We start from the raw sequence: 16,703 nt of genomic DNA on the forward strand, positions 1-16,703 counted from the left end.
TCACCCCGAGGGTTCAGCCCGTGTCGGCCTTCAAGCGCTATCGCGACCTAGCCATCGTCGTCGTACTCCTTACGGTGCCGTTCTTCGTGCTCCGCGCCAACATGCGGAGGCCGGAGAACCTGAACGCCATGGACCGGCTGCTGCTCCGAGTCACGGCCCCCATCGAGTTCTGGACCGCGAGCCTCGCGCGCGGCGTCTCCAACCTCGCGGCCGACTATTTCTACCTCGTCGACGTCAAGGGCGAGAACGCCCGGCTCGCCTACGAGAACGCGCGCCTGCGCGAGACTGTGCATCGCCTCGAGGGCCGCGAAGCGGAGAACGGCGAGCTCCGCCGCCTCTTGCAGCTCAAGGAGACCACCCCCGGCGAGACCGCGAGCGCGCTCGTCGTGGGCACCAACTTCACCGAGTTCTTCCGTGTCAGTCGCGTGGTGCTCGACCGCGGCGCGCGCGACGTGCGCGCGCGCATGCCCGTCGTCGTCCCCGACGGCGTCGTCGGCACCGTGCTCCGGGTGAACGGCAACGCCGTGGATGTCCAGCTCTCGACGGACGCGGCCTTCGGCATCGACGTCGAAGACGTACGGACTCGTGCGCGCGGCTTCGTGCGGGGAACGGGCGATCCGAAGCGTTACGCGTGCCGCGTCGAGATGGTCGACGCGCGCGACGAAGTCGAAGTGGGCGATCTGTTGGTTACGAGCGGCAAGGGCAAGTGGTTTCCCCGAGGCCTACCGGTGGCGCGCGTGACGAAGGTCATCAAGCGCGAGCTGGGGCGCGACCAAGAGGTCGAAGCCGTGCCGACGGTGAACTTCTCTCGCATCGACGCCGTGCTCATCCTCTTGACACCGCCGCTCGACGACGTGGCCGTTGACCCGCTACCGAAGCCCAAGGGAGGCCGGTGATGCGAAACTCAGCGTTCCTCGTGGCGGGACTCTTTTTGCTCCTGATTCAGGCCAACTCGTTTCGCGTCCTCGGCTCGCTCGAGATCCCCGGGCTCGTGCCGTCGCTGGTCCTCCCGATCATCGTCTTCATGGGCGTGCACGACTACTCGCTCGCGCGTGGCGCGTCGGTCTCGTTCGTCTTGGGCTACGTCACCGACCTCGTCGCCATAGCGCCGGTGGGCCTCTACACCTTCGCGCACGTGGCGGTGTTCCTCCTGGCGCGCGCCGCGTCGGTGCGACTCTCGGCGCAGACGGTGCTCATGCAAGCGGCCTTCGCGACCGTGTTTGCCGGAATCCACTCGGGCATGATCCTGGTGCTCCTGGCCATCTTCGGTCGCGACGCGTGGGTCCCTCGCATGCTCTACCCGCTGGTCATCCCCCATGTCCTCGCCACGGGGCTCATGGCGCCGCTCGTGTTTCGAATTGCCATGCGGATCCACGCGAGCACGCAGACCACCATTCGTCCTGCGGGCGGCGTCGTTCCATGAGCATGCTCGTCCCGCGCTCCGACGCGTCGGAGTTCCGACGGCGCTACCGAGTCCTTGTGAGCCTCGTCTTGGTGGCGTTCCTCGCGGTCGTCGCGCGGCTCTTCCTCCTGCAAATCGTGACCGGCGCCGACTACGCGGAGATTGCTCGCGAGAACATCTTGCGACGCGTCACGCTCCCCACGACGCGCGGGGTCATTCGCGACGCGCGGGGCCTGGTCTTGGCCTCGAGCCGCATCTCGTACAACGTGTTCGTGGTCCCGGGCCGCGTGATGCCGAGCTCGCGACCCGGCAAGGCTCGCGCCGAAGCGGCCCCGGAGGTCTGGCCGCGTGTCGCGGAGACGCTTCGGCTCAACCCCGACGAGCGAGGTCGCTTTGAAGAGCGAATGCGCCAAGCTTGCACGACCGACGAAGATCGCTCGCCCTGCTGGCGACCGCTCTTGGTGCGCGAGGATCTCGACCGCGATCTGGTAGCGCAGCTCCGCGAGCGCCAGCCGGAGTTCGTGGGCGTCGAGGTCGTCGGCAACCCGGTACGGTTCTACCCGTTCCGCCACTTGGGAGGGCACACGCTCGGCTACGTCGCGGAGATCGACGCCGAGGGCCTCGCGAAGGTCCGACCCCCGGGCTACGAGAAGCTGAGCGCGGAGGAGCGGCAGAAGGTCAACCCGCTCTCCTACGAGGCTTCGGACCTCGTGGGCGCCACCGGCGTCGAGCACGCTTGGGAGAGCTACCTCCGAGGCCAACGCGGCTGGGAGCGACGCGTCGTTGATGCGCGCGGTCGCTACCGCACGGGCGCCGAGGCCGATCGCGTCCTCATCGGACAGGCGCGGCAAGAGCCCCTGCCGGGACGCGACCTCCGGCTTACGCTCGACATGGAGCTCATGCAAGGCATCGAGAAGGCGATGCGACCTCACCCCGCCGGCGCCATCGTCGTCACCGACGCGCGAACCGGTCGCGTCCTCGCGAGCTACTCGAAGCCTGACTTCGATCCCGACGACCTGTCCGGCGGCAGCGGCAAGGCGCGCGTTCGCGAGACCTTCGCGCGGCTGCAGAACGACCCGCTCAGGCCGCTCCTCGATCGGGCCGTCAGCGGCGCGTTCCAACCGGGTTCGACGTTCAAGCCCTTCTCGGCGCTCGCGGGCCTCGAAGACAACCTCCTCGGACCCGAGGAGACGGAGCGCTGCGACGGCTACCTGTCTTTCGGTCGACGCATCTTCCGCTGCGCACACGTGCACGGGAAGGTGAACCTGAAAGACGCGCTCGCCGAGTCCTGCAACGTCTACTTCTTCAAGCTCGCCGAGATCGTCGGCATGGATCGCATCGCCAAGGCGGCCACCGAGTTTGGCCTTGGGCAGAAGACCGGCATCGGCGTGAACCCCGAAGCGCCGGGTCGCATCCCGACGCGCTCCTGGTACGCGCTTCGGTACCGAGGCCAGTTCCGCATCGGCTTCACGTTGAACTCCTCCATCGGGCAAGGAGCCACCACGGTCACGCCGATGCAGTTGACGCTCGCCTACGCGGGGCTCGCCAACGGCGGAACGCTGTACCTTCCGCAGATCGTGCGCGCCGTCGAGACGAGCGACGGCAGCGTGGTGCAAGACTTCCCGCCGCGCGTGCGGAGCAAGGTCGGCCTCAAGGCCGAGCACCTGACGCGCATTCAAGAGGCGCTTGCGGCCGTCGTCGCCGACCCGAAGGGCACCGCTTACCCGATGAAGGACGCGACCCTCGACGTCGCGGGCAAGACCGGAACGGCGCAAACGGGCAACGCGCGTCCCGACGCCGACGATCCGAAGCGCGCGTATTTTCTGACGCGCGACCACGCTTGGTTTGCCGCGTATTACCCGACGCGCGCCCCGGAGATCGCCGTCACCGTGCTGGTGGAGCACGGCGGCTCCGGCCCGACGACGGCCGTCCCCATCGCGATGCAGGTGATCCGCGAATACGCGCGCCTCGCCGCGCAGCGCGCAGGACGACCGATGCCCCCGCGGCAAGGCACGAAGGGCGACCCTCGATGATTCGCCTTTCCCGAGAAGGAGCGCAGCGATGAACTTTGCGCTCGGCAGCCGTGGCCGCACCGTTCATGGCGCACGCGACAACTTCGACTGGCCGCTGTTCCTCGTGGCGGCGATGCTCGCCGTCATCGGGGTCATCAACCTGTATTCGGCCACGAGCGCGGCGCGCGCGGCGCTCTCCGAGGTCTACGTTCAACAGGTCTATTGGCTGGTCACGGGCGGAATCCTCGCGACGGTCATCGCGGCCGTCGACTACCGCCTCTACGAGCGCTTCGCCTATCCGCTCTACGCGCTCGGCGTGGTGCTCCTGCTCTTGGTTCTCGTCTTGGGTCGCGACATTCGGGGCAGCTCTCGCTGGATCTACATCGGCTCGTTCAGCTTTCAGCCGAGCGAGTTCATGAAGCTCTTTCTGATCATCGCGCTCGCCAAGTACCTCCACGACGATCCGCGGGCCGAAGGCCGCACCTTGGGCGATCTCGTCGTGCCGGCGGCCCTCGCACTCTTGCCGGTAGGCCTGGTGATGCGGCAGCCGGACCTCGGCACGGCGCTGATCCTCGGGCTCGTGTTCGCGACGATCTGTGTCTTGGCCGGTGTGCGCCTCGCGAGCGTCCTCAAGCTCGGCGTCGCCTCGGCCATCGCGCTCCCCGTCGCCTGGAACTACGTCCTCAAGGACTACCAGAAGCAGCGCCTCATCTCGTTCCTGAACCCCGAGGCGAACATCCTCGGCGCCAACTGGCACGCCCATCACGCTCGCATCGCCATCGGCAGCGGGCAGGTCGTCGGCCAAGGGTTCATGCGCGGCACGCAGAACCAGTTCCAGTTCCTGCCAGACCAGCACAGCGACTTTCCCTTCGCTGTGTTTGCCGAGGACTGGGGCTTTTTGGGCTGCCTCGCGCTCGTGGGCCTCTACACGTTCCTCGTGCTCTGGGCGATTCGGATCGGGAGCCTCGCCAAAGATCGCTTCGGTGCGGTGGTGGCCGTGGGCGTCGGGGCGATGATCTTCTGGCACGCGTTCTTCAACCTCGGCATGGTCACAGGCCTCCTGCCGGTGGTCGGCGTGACGCTCCCGCTCTTCTCGTATGGAGGCTCGAGCGTCCTGACGATCCTGATGGGCATCGGCCTCCTCATGAACGTCTCGATTCGCCGCTTCCAGGGCGGAACACGCGTCTTCTGACGCGCCTGCGGCGGCTGCGCGCCCGCACCCATCGAAAAAGTACACTTACGGTGGCGGTTTTCGCGCGTAGAGTCTTCGCGCCATGGTCGCCGCACGCCCCCTCTTCACGTTGCTCCTTCCGCTGGTCGTCGTTTCGGGAGCCTGCGCAACGGGCCTCGAGCTTGAGCAAGGCGCCGCGGCGCTCTCGGAGAGCGATGGCGGGCCGGAAGCGTCCAGCATTCGGGCCGTGACCAGTAGCGCCGCCGACGCTGCGCCGACGAACGCGGTGGACGCACGGCCCCTCGTGGACGCGGACGCCCCGACGCGGACGTCCCCGACACGAGCGTGGCGCCGACGCCCACGACGGCGGCCTGCGGTTCGAGTCCGAGCTACAGCCTGTTTATCATCGCGTTGGCGCTGTCGGGGACCACGCCGCCGGCCTGCACCGGAGGCACGTGCGCGACCGGTGAGTGCTGCTACCAGTCGCAATATTGCCTGCCGCAGTAGCGAGCGAAGCTCGCGCCGGCGTTGGCGCGAACGCAGCGCGAGCGGCAACTCGGACGACGGGACCGCCTGGTAGCGCGAGTGCTACTTGCCCTTCGAGCCCTGCATGACCATCAGGTGAAACTTCGAGAACTCGGTCTGACCGAGCGTGAAGAGCACCTCGACGAGCAGACGGTACGGCGTGTCTTTGTCGGCGATGATGATCGCCTCGCTGAAGCTCGGATCTTTGCCCGTGGCCGCGCGAATGGTCTTGTCGCGGTCGCGCCAGGACTGCAGCGTCGTGGCCAAGGGAACGATGTAGAGGTCGTTGGGACCGCCGCGCTTGTATTTGCCTTCAACGCCGTGCGTCGCATCGGCAGGGACCGGCAGGATCGGCTGGTTGTCCACGACGATCTGCGACTTCGAGATCAGCACCGGCACTCCCTCTTGCGAGGCTTCCTTGGTGAGGATGCTCTTCGGAATCGTGAGGTCCGGCGACTGGGGAATCGACGCCGAAGTCTGGCTCATGCTCTTGAGCAAGAAGACGAGAATGATCGTCATCATGTCGAGCATGGCCGTGATGTTGAGGAAGTTGACCTCGTGCGGGTGCGCGTTGCGGCGGATCTCTTTGCGGAGCAGGCGCTTGTAGGTGGCCATGCTGGCCGGCTTCTGCGGCGGCGGCGGCGTAAAACCGCCTCCGTCTCCGCCCGTCGGCGGTGCGCCAACTCCACCGGCACCTTGAGGTTGCATCGTCACGCTCTCACCTTGCCAATCCGAAGTTCACGTCGGGGAAGAGCTCCTCACCCGACTCGTCGTCCTTGCGAACGGCGTCGATGGTGCTGATCACGACCTGATAGGGGATGTTCGGGTTCGCGCTGATGGTCACAGAGACCTCGTCCTTGAAGTCAGGCGAGAGGTTCTTGAGCTTCTTCACGCACTTGGTCAGCGACGCGAAATCGTAGTCGACCTTGCCATCGACGGTGGCCTTGCCCACGGCGAGGCCGGGGCCCGCGTCGTTGCAGCCGGCCGCGACGTTGCCGCCGCGCGCTTTCAAGCTGAAGCCGTCGGGGACGACGAGGATCGTTAGACCCAAGGTCGGCGTCGTCGGAGCGCGGGCCCCCGTGCCACCGGCCCGCGGCGGGTTGGTGTCGATGGTCGCCGTGAAGGTGACGCTCACTGTCGCGAGCACGAACATCAGCACGTTCATGATGATGTCGAGGAACGGAACGATGTTGAGCTCGCCGCCCTCTTCGTCGGGGGCGAGCTCCTTCTGCTGCGACAGTCGCCGCACCTTGCTCCGCTGCGCGGCGCTAAGGCGTTCAGGCTCCTTGTTCATCGATCCGTCCTTGGTCCGGGTCTGAGATCAGCTTGAGGGATCAGAGCGGGATCAGAGGCTGCCGGGACGCGTCTGGATCGTGAGCAGGTTGAAGACGCGCTCTTGGGTCGCGTCGAGGTCGTGCTGAATGTTCTTCGCGCGCTGGTGGAGAATGAGGTGCGCGATCATGCAAACGACGGCGATGAGGAGACCGAGCGCTGTGTTGTACATGGCCTCGGCGATACCGTTGGCGAGGATGCGCTGGCGGTCAGCGGCCGAGAGGCCCTGCGCGGCGACGGCGCCGAAGGTGTGAATGAGACCAACAACGGTGCCGAGGAGACCGATGAGGGTCGCGATGTTGGCGAGCGACCACAACGAGCCGATGCGCTTCTCGACGGCGGGCTTGAGCTCGCCGATCTTCTCGCTCATGGCGGCGTCGATTTCGTCGGCGCCTTTGTTCGCGTGCGTCAGCCCCGCCTTGACCAGCTGCAACGTCGGGTAGTCGCCGGCGTCGCAAAGCTTGATGGCGCGGTCGATGTTGCCGGCCGTCACAAGCTTCTTGATCTGCGCGAAGAACTCCTTCGAGTTCACGCGGTACTTGCCGAGCTGAAACGCCGCGCGCTCGATGACCATCGCGATGACGATGGCGCTCACGACTAGGTTGATCGCGAGGAAGGTGGGGTTCTCTTTGAACGCCTCCATCAGGCTGTTGCCGCCCGAGCTGCTCTGCGCCGCCGCTGCCTGAGCTCCTTCAAGAAGGACGAACATCCCCGATGCTCCTTGCGGCTGTTGTGCCGCTTCGTTCCGCTGATTGCGATTGTGCGTGGAAACTTGCCTAATCGATCGGCGCTTCGAGCGCTTCGCGCTTTGTCGCCGTTCGACCACCGCGCCCTTCTCCTCTTTCGACGCCACGCGAACACGCGTGAAGTTGGATCGAGGGACTCCGAGGGGCGCTTTGTGGGAAGGACGATACAAGCTTCGGATTCTGGAAGTCAACGCGAGGGAGGTCCTTCATGAAGTGTGGCGGAGGATTCGCCGCCGGCCGGTCGCCTTTTGGGCCCGGCGCGCGGCTCCCCTTCCCCGAAGCGGCCCCTCCGCGTTCGCGGGCCGCCTCCGCGTTCTGCCACCGGTGCTTTTTTTTCATCGGCGGCCGAACATTCGAAATGGCTCGGTTTTTCCGAGCAAAGGCGATCGATGGAGCTAAGTCTAACGAGCCTGGGCCGCCGGGCAGCGCCTTGCGCGCCCGCCGCCTCGCTTTCCTTGCCCTCTTCGTCGCCCACCGGCGACGTTCTTTCTTCGTGGCCACCGCCGCCGCCGGCGCAAGAAGTCACGATCACGTACATCTCACGTGTAAGGCTGCTTGCCACCGGGCGGGACAATCCGATAACGTCCCCGCGCCGGTTTCGCCTCGGAGCCTGAAGCCGGCAAGCAGGGCCGCTACTTATCGAAGGGCGCCACGCGTTTCGACTTCAAGAATTGCTCCAGCAGGGCGCGCCGCGCGGAACTTCGGCACCCCCCACTTTCACCAAGTCACTGACGCGAAGGCTCGAGAGAGCCGCGACGAAGCCAAACAGGATCGAGGAGGACAACGGAAATGGCATCTCTCTGGAAGCACTTCAAGGAAGGTGGATGGGGCATGTACCCCATCCTTTTCTGGTCGATCCTCACGATCGGCATCATCATCGAGCGCGCCATCTATCTGTTCGGCTCCTCCATCAACAAGGACGTCTTCCTCGCCACGATGCAGAAGTGCATCCTCGCCGGTGACGTCGCCAAGGCCGTCAAGATGTGCAGCGCCGCCAACGCGCCGCTCGCGCGCATCGTTCAGGCCGGCCTCGTGAAGGTCAACCGCCCCGACGAAGAGGTCCAAGCGGCCATGGACGAGCAGGCGCTCCGCGAAATCCCGCGCATCGCCAAGCGCACCGGCTACCTCGCCCTCCTCGCCAACCTCGCGATGCTCACCGGTCTCCTCGGAACCGTGTCGGGTCTCATCACGAGCTTCGGCGCCGTCTCCGGCGAGAGCGTCGACCCGAGCCAAAAGGCCCGCATCCTCGCTGAAGGTATCTCCGAGGCCATGAACTGCACGGCCTTCGGTCTCATCGTCGCCATCATCGGCCTCATCGGTTACGCCGTTCTCAACGGCAAGACCCAGGGCCTGGAAGACGACATCAACGAGGCCAGCGTTCAGATCCTCAACCTCGTCGTGAACAACCGCCAGAAGGTCAACCTCAGCGGCGTTTCGGCCGCGGCCTGAAGAGCGACGAGAACCGTCGGTGACTGCCAGTCCAGCACCGGGTTCGGGAACTTTCGGCCAGGGAAGCAGTCCCTGGTAAGGGCCCAAACCCGGTGCAGGTCGCAGACCGACCGAACCGATCAAGCAGCGACTCGTAGGAGCGAACCATGGGTGGTGTAAGCGTAGACAGCGGAGGGGGTGGCCGGAGGTCGCTGGACTCGGAGATCAACATGATCCCGATGATCGACTTCTTGATGGTCACGATCGCCTTCCTTCTCATCACGGCCGTTTGGTCGCAGATGGCTCGCATCAACGCCGACGCCCAGGTGCCCGGACCGCCGCGGCCCGACGTCGAGCAAGAAAAGGTCGAGCCCGAGAAGCAGCTGCACGTCGAGATGCGTCAGGAGGACAAGTTCGTCCTCGTCTGGAAGCAGGGCTCGACGGTGGTCAACTCCATCGACGTCCCGCGCAACGACGCGAAGTCCGTCACCATGAACAAGTCGCAGGCAAGCGCTCGCTACCCCGAGCTCGCTGCCAAGATCGCCGACGAGTGGAAGAACGTCGGCTCGCACCGCGACCCGAGCGACAAGAAGCTCGACCAGGCGATTTTGCACACCGACAACAAGACCGAGTACTTCAAGCTGATCGGCGTCATCGACGCCATCTACCAGACTCGGCGCCAGATCAACGTCGGCGGCAAAGCCGAGCCGGTTCCCGCCTTCAACGTCACCTTCTCCGTCAACTGAGCCTAAGGATCCGCCATGCCCGTTCATGAGCCCGGCCGTCGTTTGATGCATGACGTGCGGCTGAAGTTCGTCAAGAAGAAGGTCATGGGTCTCGGCGGGCGCCCCACCAGCGCCGCCCTGAACCTGACGAGCATGATCGACTTCCTAGTCGTCACCGTCGTCTTCCTTCTCATGACCTTCAGCGCCTCCGGTGAGCCCACGATCCCCAAGGGTGTGACGCTCCCCAAAGCGGAGAACACGCTCGACATGGTCGACGCGCCGCTCGTCGGTGTGATCAGCACGCAGATCCTCGTCGACGGAAACGCCGCCGGCACCACCCACGCCATCGAGGAGTCGGGGCGCCTGCAGCGCGTCGAAGAGCTCTTCAACCTCCTCAAGCAGAAGCGCGAGCTCTGGAAGGCCACCCACCCCGCGGGCAAAGAGTTCCCTGGCGTGGTGGTCCTTCAGATCGACCAGAACGTTCCCGCCATCGTCGTGAAGAGCGTCTTCCAGACGTCAGCCTTCGCGGGTTACCCGAACGTCAGCTTCATGGTCGACCAGATTCCCAAGACGAAGCACTGAGCCCCTCACTGAGCCCAGAAGCGAGCCCAGAAGCGTGGACCGACGCCCCGATGGGAGCGACCCGACCAGTCGGCGTCGCGGTCTGAAGTCGGTCAACGAAGGGCGCGACCAGCGAAAACGAGGCCGCTTCGCGCGCATGACGCCGCGGGTGGTGCTGATGGCCGTCTCGGCCTTGGCGCTGATTCTCCTCGGCTACGGCTTCGTCTCGCACCGCGTCCTCGAGAAATCGAAGGGCGATCTCCTATCGAAGCGCCGCGCCGTCGAGACGACGCTCGGCCCCGATTGGTTCGCGCTCTCGGGCAAGCTCGAGAAGCTCGTCCTCGACACCGGGCGCGATTGGCCTGGCGATTGGGTGGATGCGGAGGCCGGCCGAACCGACTTCCGTTCGCTGCCGGGCATCTACCTACGGCTTCGCCTCGCCGAGGCGAAGGACGCGGCGGCCTTGCGCAGCGCGGCCAAGAGCTCCGTGAAGGACGCCTTCGCCGCGTGCCTCTTGCGCCCGACGACGCCGCCGAAGCTCCCCGACGGTGGCGTGGGCCAAGAGCAACCGTGGAACCTGCGTCAGGCCTATGCGTCGACGCGCGTCCTCACCGACGAGTGGGCCAACGAGGTGAAGCTCTCGAGCGACGACCTTCGCCTGCGCGTCTTCGAGCAGCAGTTCGACAAGGCCACCCGCGAGGAGATCCCCCTCGCCGTCGACATCGTGAAGCGCGCCGCCTTCTTCCTCTTGGTGCTCGACGAAGACGCGCCCGAGGCCCTCGAGAAGGTCGATGGCGGCGCCATCACGATGGAGGCGCTCCAGCTCGTCTCTCATGACGCGCGCGTTCGCGTCTGGAACCTCAAGACTGGCGCCGAGATCGCGCGCGTCCGCCGTCGCGGCGAAGGCGGATTCCGATTCGTGGGCGAGCAGACGGTGCAAGATCCCGAGACGCTCGACGCGATGCAACGCCAGGTCAACGGCTGCGCCCTCGCAAACCGCGTCAAGGAAGCGCTCGGCGTCAAATAGCGGCTGGCGGGGCTTGGCGACCTTGGCGCGCGCGTGGCCGCGACCGGCGCGAGCTTCACGGCCGTCGTCAGTCGGCCGCGCCGCTGGCCTCGAGCGCGCGAACGACCTCTTCGCGGAGCTTGGGCACCATGGTGATGCGCACGCGCGAGAGGACCTGCCCGGCGAGGCGCGCGAGGAGGAACGAGACCTCCGTCAGCGGGCGCGGCGGCCCCTTCGCGAAGACGACCAAGAGCGGGTCGGCTTCCGCCGCCACGGGCACGTCGCTGGCGACGTCGAGGCCGACGTAGACATCAGGGTCGAGACCGTGCTTCTTGGCCACCTCGCGAGCGACCGCGAGCGCGCGTTCGCGGCCCGCAGGGCTAGCTTGCTCGCCGAAGAGCTCGTAGGTCTTGAAGAGCTCTCGCTGGCGCACGCGGCGCGCCAGATCGCAGAGGACCGGATCGCGCGCGCTCTCCCACGCGTGCATCGCGACGGTGAGCGCCGCGTCGTCGAGCTCGAGGTATTCGCCGAGGGGAATCGGCTCACCGTGCGCCGCCAGCTCGATGGCGCGCGGGGTGCCGGCCAAGCGCTCGCCGTCCATGATGAGCGACGCGGCCCGCGCGAGCGTCGCGCGGATCATCCACTCGGCGGAGCGCGTGGCCTTGTGGAGGTAGACCTGCTGGAACATGAAGAGGCGCGCGAGGAGGAACGCCTCGATGGCCGGGAGGCCTTTGGCGCCGTCAATGGCGAGCGCGGGCGCCCGCGAGGGATCTTCGACCTTGGCGAAGCGCAAGCTTCGGAGCAGCCACTCGAGGTCGTAGTGGCCGTAGCGCACCCCCGTGGCGTGGGCGTCGCGGAGCAGGTAATCGCAGCGATCGACGTCGAAGGTGCCGCTGACGGCCTTGGCCAAATACGGGAGCGGGTGTTCGCCGCGCACAAGCGCCGCGACGCGCTCGGGCATCCCGGCGTCGACTGAGAGGAGGGCCTTGTGCACTGCCGTGCCAGGGTCGAGGACGATGCGAAGCGTCCACTCCTCGTGGTGAGGAACGCCGGGGATCGCGTCCTCGAAGAGGTGCGAGAGCGGACCATGGCCGAGGTCGTGGAGGCACGCAGCGGCCAGCGCATCGGACGCGCGGTCGCTCGTGAGCTGTTGCCAGAAGGGCAACTCGCCGTGAATGGCTCGGAGCCGCAAGATGAGGAGCTTCATCACTTGCGCCGCCCCCACCGCGTGGGCGAAACGCGTGTGCTCGGCCCCGGGAAACGCATACGAGGTCACGCCCAATTGGCGGATGCGCCGGAGTCTTTGGACCTCGGGCGTATCCATGAGCTTGGGGACGATGGACTCTTCGCCGTCTTCGAAGGACACCAGACCGTGGACCGGATCACGAAGGATCATGTGCGACTCCGTGGAGCGCGCGCGCCCCGACCTTTGGGCATTCGTACCGCAAAAGTGCCCTCGCGTACGGCGCCGTCGTCCTCGAAGGCTCGCACGAAGAGGGAGGTTGCACCCTTGGGAAGCTGCACCGTCGTCGCGACGGGCGCCGCGACGGGCTTCGCCCCGGGTTTCCGCTCGGCGTGCCACAAGACGTCGCACGCGCCATCGCCGTGAAGGATCCCGACGGCCCACGCGAGCGGCTCCTTGGGCGCCCGCAGCTCGACGTGCGCCGCCCCGTCGGCGCCGACCTCGATTCCCACCTCCGGCGGAGCGCTGGGTTCGGGCCGCACGCCGACCGACTCGATGGAGAGCGGACTGCCGGCGCGCAGGAGCCGCGCGCGCGCCGTCGCGATGGCCATCGGACTCGCGTCGCCCAAGACGAAACGACGACCGAGGCGATGGGCCGCCTCCCCCGTCGTGCCGCTGCCGGCGAAGAGATCGACGACGAGCTCACCGGGAGCCGTCGCGCAGGCGATGATGCGCTCCAAGAGCGCGACAGGCTTTTGCGTCGGGTAGCCGGTGCGCTCTCCGACGCTCGCGTGGCGGAGCGGCGGCACGTCGGTCCACAGCGCGTCGATGCGACGCTCGCGACAAAGCGTGCCCTTGTCGTCCTTCACGAGGAAGTACTTCACGTAGACTTTGCCCGTCGCGGTGCGGTGAATGCGGCCCTCGGCCTCGAGCCGCGCCACGGATAGATCCGTGTAGTCTCCCCGTGGTGCCGTCGTGAAGGGACGACCGGCGTCGTCCCAACGAACGGCGCCGGGCTCGATGGGCTCGAGACGCGTAGGCGGCGAAAGGCGCGCCTTGGGCCCGCCGTAGACGAGGATGCTGTCGAGGGTGCGCCCGAATTGACCGCTCGCGGCCTGCCGACCGAGGTTCGGGGCACGACGCCAGACGATCTCGTTTTTGAAGCCCTCGCGTCCGAAGATCTCGTCCATGAGGACGCGGGCGAGGTACGTCGCGCGCCAATCGAGCTGCACCCAGAGGGTTCCCGTTTCGCACAAGAGCGAGGCCAGCGCGTCGAGGCGCGGCGCCAACATGTCGAGGTAAGCGCCGACGCCGCCGTCGCTCTCTCCCCAACGATCGCCGTAGGCCGCGGCGCGACGAACGCGACCGTCGGCGGGGCCGTCGAGGCGCGCCTCGTGCTCGTAGTCCGCTTGCGACAAATACGGTGGGTCGACGTAGGCCAACTTGACCGAACCTGCCATCCCGAGGCGGCGCAGGTGCTCCGCCACTTGCAGCACGTCGCCGGCAACGAGCTGACCACCTACGGCCTTGCCGGCGCCAAGCTCCACGCGCTCCACGACCGCCGGCGTGATCTGGACGGAGTTGGAGCTGTTGGGCTCCCACGACCGGCCCTTCCAATCGAGGCGCACGCCTGGTGAGCGACGTGCCTTCACCGTGGGCAACCTGGATCTTGATGGCACCGCGCGACGTACATGAGGAGTTCGTGAACCAACTTGCGTAGCCGCAGGCGGCGGGGCGATGCTACACCTAGTGACTGTCCGCGTGGCCTCGCCGGAGCGGGCCCGTGGCCAGAAGACCGACCAGATGGCGCAACGCCCGAACGAATCGGTACGACTGCCGGAGATTCTTCGGGCCCTGCCTGCGGGTGAGCTCGACGCGCTCGTGGCGCGCGTCGGCATCCGCATCGATCCGACCAAGCGCCTCGACGTCGCGGCCCAGGTAGCCCGCACGCTCGTGTCGCTCCCGGAGCTCCGCGACCCGGCGCGTTTGCCGCCAGCCTCGGTCGAGCTACTCCACCGGGTGGCCGAGGCGCGCGGGCGGTTGCGCGTCGCGAGCGTGCCGGCGGCGCTCGAGCCGCTGAGCGCGCGCGGCATCATGTTCGCGCGAAGCGTGCGCCCCACGGAGCTTGACGATCGCAAGGTCGAGCTGGTCTTGCCGCCGGCGTACGTGGTGCAGATCCACGCGTGGGAGGGCGAAGATCCGCGCGGCATTCGGGCCCTCCTCGCGCAAGCGTCGTTCGAGACCACGAGCGCCGTCGCGGCGCACTACCTGGGGCGCTCTGCGACGCCGCCCATCGCGCTCGCCCTCGAGGCCGCGTGGGAGGCGCTCTCCGATCCGGCGAGGCTCCGCCGTGAGGTCGACGAGCTCGGCCCGTCGGAGCGCCGCGTCCTCGAAGCCATCGAGCGCGAAGGCGGCGAGGTCGACACCGAGGAGCTGCTCGAGCTGGAGCGCGAGCCGCTCCGCCTCCGCACAGCGTCAGGGCCCACGGCGTCCCGTCGCGGCGTGGGTCTCGCGCTCGAGCGGCGCGGTTTTCTCGTCCCCGTGTTTCCCAACCGGCACGTGATCCCGCGCGAGGTCGCGGCGATCGTGGGCGCTTTCGATCACGAGGCGCGGGACCGACGACGCGCGAAGCTCAAGTCGTTCATCCTCGCGAACGACCACGCGCCGCGACGCGCGCGCTTCAGCTCGGACGTGTCGATCCTCGCGATGGCGCTGGCGCTCGCCTCGCGCGAAGCGGGCGCCGAAGTGCGAGCCGGCATCGGGACGCCCAAGTCGCTGGTGCAGAAGCTCGCGACGCGGCTCGGGCGCGAGCCGTCGACGGTCGCCTTCGTCGTGGCCCTGTCGCGGGCCATCGGCCTTTGGGACACGTCGGCGACGAGCCCCGCGGCGCCGCCGGGCTCGCTTCCCATGCACGATCTCACGTCGGCCCTGTTCGATGCGTGGCGTCGCGGCGGGGCGTGGGACGAGGCGCGGCAAGAGCCCGAGCTCTTGCGTATCGCCCCCGAGAGCCGTGAGTCGAGCCCTTCCGCCGTCATCAAGGACCTCGTGCTCGAGTCGCTCCGCGAGCTGGAAGGCGGCGGCTGGGTGCCTTGGAGCGCGCTCGCGGGTTATCTGCGCAGCGATCACCGCGTGGCCGGCGTCACCAGGTTGCTCAGGCGCTGGGCCGAGCGGCAAAACGTCGAAGCCGTCGACCCGATGGAGATCGCCAAGCGCATCGTGCAGATCAGCCTGCCGGCGCTCGGCCTGATCGATCTCGGCGAGGAAGATCACGACGTCGACGCCGAGCCGCCGAGCGGCCTCGATGCGTCGGGCGATGTGCCGCTCGTGCTTCGTTTGACGCCCCGCGGCCGCGCGCTGCTCTCAGGGACCCCAGCGCCGGCAGAAGGCCAGGCGAAGTTCCTCGACACGCACGTGCTCCGGGTCGCGCCGTCGACCAAGGTCTTCGCCGTCGTGGCGCTCTCGACCATCGTGGAGCTGGGACGCATCACCGAGTCGCTCGATCTCATCGTCGCACCGCAGACGCTCGCGCGCGCTCTCTCGGCTGGCTACGACGCCGAGCTGGTGCGCAAGCGCCTCGAAGCGGTGGCGCCGCTCCCCGAGACGCTCTCACGAACGCTCGTGCAAGCGAGCGTCGTCGTGGGCCGCGGGACGTTCGTCTCCGCCGGCGGCTTCTTGTGGGTCGACGATCCGAACGTCCGCGAGCTTCTGCGCACGCGGCGTGCGACGGCGGAGCTCTTCGTGGAGCCTTCTCCACCGGCGGGCTTGCTCCTGCAAAGCGGCGTCGACCTCGATCGCCTCGTGCGACGCGCGCGAACCGTGGGCGTCGAGATCGTGTTCGAGGGTTCGGTCATTCGTACGCGCACGACGCCGCCGAGCAAGTCGATGCCGGCGCCGCGGCAGACGCCGGGGCGTGGGACGAAACACGGGTAACGAGCGGGGGCGGCGCGCTCGCTCCTCAGGCAAGCGCCCTCGCCAAGCACGCCGCTGTCGTCACGTTGCGCGAAGTTCGAGCACCGCGGGACCGAGGTTGACGTCGCGGCCCACGGCGAGGACGGTGCCGTCGCCGCCGAACGCGCAGTCGATGAGGCTCTCTTGGCCGCCCGTCCCGCGAGCGATCTCTGCGCCGTCCGGCAACGAGAGCACGACCAGCTGATCGTGCGAGGCGATCGCCAAGCGCTTGCCGCCGGGCGCGATGGCGATGGCGTCGACGCCGCTCGACCAGGGCACTTGCCCGCACGCGCGACCGTCGATGGCGGCGAAGAACGTGAGGGTGGCGGTGCCGCGGCGCTCGCCGTCGGGCGCGAGGGCCCAGTCTCCCGCCGCCCCCAGGATCGTCTCGCCGTCGGGCGACCACGCGAGGCTCACAAGGAGCCCCTCGCCCAAGGGCACCGTCCACAGGACCTGTCCGCTCTCGGCAGCGAGGCAGGAGAGCGTGGCGAGCCAGGCCTTCTTGGCGTTGTCCCGCACGGTCGCCGCCGCCGCAAACCACCGGCCGCACGGCGAGAACGCGATCGCCGCCTTCTTCACGGTGGGGACCTTCCACGCGGCCTTGCCGGTGGTGGTGTCGAGCGCGACTAGCGGGCGCTCCCACGTGCTCACGACGAGCTTCGTT

At 67.6% G+C, this 16,703-nt stretch carries 16 protein-coding genes; 10 read left to right on the plus strand and 6 right to left on the minus strand.

Features of this window, described 5'->3' with window-relative positions; all coding sequences use genetic code 11:
• Positions 1-101: 101 nt before the first annotated feature.
• The 5 genes from IPG50_19095 to IPG50_19115 all read left to right on the plus strand — a co-directional run bounded on the left by IPG50_19095 (position 102) and on the right by IPG50_19115 (position 5,092).
• Positions 102-896: a rod shape-determining protein MreC gene (locus tag IPG50_19095; protein ID MBK6694290.1), complete on the plus strand. Its 795-nt coding sequence runs from the start codon at positions 102-104 to the stop codon at positions 894-896.
• A complete protein-coding gene (gene mreD, locus IPG50_19100) occupies positions 896-1,423 on the plus strand; it encodes a rod shape-determining protein MreD (GenBank protein ID MBK6694291.1) in 528 nt (175 codons plus the stop codon). Before IPG50_19095 ends, mreD begins: the two co-directional genes overlap by 1 nt.
• Complete coding sequence (gene mrdA, locus IPG50_19105) at positions 1,420-3,435, plus strand: penicillin-binding protein 2 (protein MBK6694292.1); 2,016 nt, start codon at positions 1,420-1,422, stop codon at positions 3,433-3,435. Before mreD ends, mrdA begins: the two co-directional genes overlap by 4 nt.
• Before the next feature lie 28 nt (positions 3,436-3,463).
• Positions 3,464-4,606, plus strand: a complete 1,143-nt coding sequence (gene rodA / locus IPG50_19110) for a rod shape-determining protein RodA (protein ID MBK6694293.1) — start codon at positions 3,464-3,466, stop codon at positions 4,604-4,606.
• 324 nt (positions 4,607-4,930) lie between these two features.
• Complete coding sequence (locus tag IPG50_19115; GenBank protein MBK6694294.1) at positions 4,931-5,092, plus strand: hypothetical protein; 162 nt, start codon at positions 4,931-4,933, stop codon at positions 5,090-5,092.
• An 81-nt stretch (positions 5,093-5,173) separates the two neighbouring features.
• Here IPG50_19115 and IPG50_19120 read toward each other — a convergent pair whose 3' ends face one another.
• The 3 genes from IPG50_19120 to IPG50_19130 are packed head-to-tail and all read right to left on the minus strand — an operon-like array spanning position 5,174 to position 7,088.
• On the minus strand, positions 5,174-5,818 hold the full coding sequence (locus tag IPG50_19120) for a biopolymer transporter ExbD (protein MBK6694295.1): 645 nt from the start codon (positions 5,816-5,818) through the stop codon (positions 5,174-5,176).
• A 10-nt stretch (positions 5,819-5,828) separates the two neighbouring features.
• A complete protein-coding gene (locus IPG50_19125; GenBank protein MBK6694296.1) occupies positions 5,829-6,404 on the minus strand; it encodes a biopolymer transporter ExbD in 576 nt (191 codons plus the stop codon).
• A gap of 51 nt (positions 6,405-6,455) precedes the next feature.
• Positions 6,456-7,088 (minus strand): MotA/TolQ/ExbB proton channel family protein, encoded by a 633-nt coding sequence (locus IPG50_19130; protein ID MBK6694297.1) that lies wholly within the window; start codon positions 7,086-7,088, stop codon positions 6,456-6,458.
• Between the two features lie 889 nt (positions 7,089-7,977).
• Here IPG50_19130 and IPG50_19135 point away from each other — a divergent pair.
• The 4 genes from IPG50_19135 to IPG50_19150 all read left to right on the plus strand — a co-directional run bounded on the left by IPG50_19135 (position 7,978) and on the right by IPG50_19150 (position 10,929).
• Positions 7,978-8,637 carry a MotA/TolQ/ExbB proton channel family protein gene (locus IPG50_19135; GenBank protein ID MBK6694298.1) on the plus strand — a complete coding sequence of 220 codons (660 nt, stop codon included), beginning with the start codon at positions 7,978-7,980 and terminating at the stop codon, positions 8,635-8,637.
• 146 nt (positions 8,638-8,783) lie between these two features.
• The gene (locus IPG50_19140; protein ID MBK6694299.1) at positions 8,784-9,362 is read left to right on the plus strand and encodes a biopolymer transporter ExbD; all 579 of its coding nucleotides are present in this window, start codon (positions 8,784-8,786) and stop codon (positions 9,360-9,362) included.
• Between the two features lie 45 nt (positions 9,363-9,407).
• Complete coding sequence (locus IPG50_19145; protein ID MBK6694300.1) at positions 9,408-9,923, plus strand: biopolymer transporter ExbD; 516 nt, start codon at positions 9,408-9,410, stop codon at positions 9,921-9,923.
• Positions 9,924-10,059: 136 nt separating this feature from the next.
• A complete protein-coding gene (locus IPG50_19150; GenBank protein ID MBK6694301.1) occupies positions 10,060-10,929 on the plus strand; it encodes a hypothetical protein in 870 nt (289 codons plus the stop codon).
• Between the two features lie 67 nt (positions 10,930-10,996).
• On the opposite strand, the gene IPG50_19155 is transcribed toward IPG50_19150, so the two are convergent.
• Positions 10,997-12,304: an HD domain-containing protein gene (locus tag IPG50_19155; protein ID MBK6694302.1), complete on the minus strand. Its 1,308-nt coding sequence runs from the start codon at positions 12,302-12,304 to the stop codon at positions 10,997-10,999.
• On the minus strand, positions 12,301-13,743 hold the full coding sequence (locus tag IPG50_19160; GenBank protein MBK6694303.1) for a site-specific DNA-methyltransferase: 1,443 nt from the start codon (positions 13,741-13,743) through the stop codon (positions 12,301-12,303). The genes IPG50_19155 and IPG50_19160 overlap by 4 nt, the downstream gene beginning before the upstream one ends.
• Positions 13,744-13,852: 109 nt before the next feature.
• Here IPG50_19160 and IPG50_19165 point away from each other — a divergent pair, with 109 nt between their 5' ends.
• Positions 13,853-16,021, plus strand: coding sequence for a hypothetical protein (locus IPG50_19165; protein ID MBK6694304.1), 2,169 nt, complete (start codon positions 13,853-13,855; stop codon positions 16,019-16,021).
• 60 nt (positions 16,022-16,081) lie between these two features.
• Here IPG50_19165 and IPG50_19170 read toward each other — a convergent pair whose 3' ends face one another.
• Positions 16,082-16,690 carry a WD40 repeat domain-containing protein gene (locus tag IPG50_19170; GenBank protein MBK6694305.1) on the minus strand — a complete coding sequence of 203 codons (609 nt, stop codon included), beginning with the start codon at positions 16,688-16,690 and terminating at the stop codon, positions 16,082-16,084.
• Between the last annotated feature and the right edge of the window lie 13 nt (positions 16,691-16,703).

Source organism: Myxococcales bacterium, assembly GCA_016703425.1.
In the GTDB taxonomy this organism is placed as follows: domain Bacteria; phylum Myxococcota_A; class Polyangia; order Polyangiales; family Polyangiaceae; genus JADJCA01.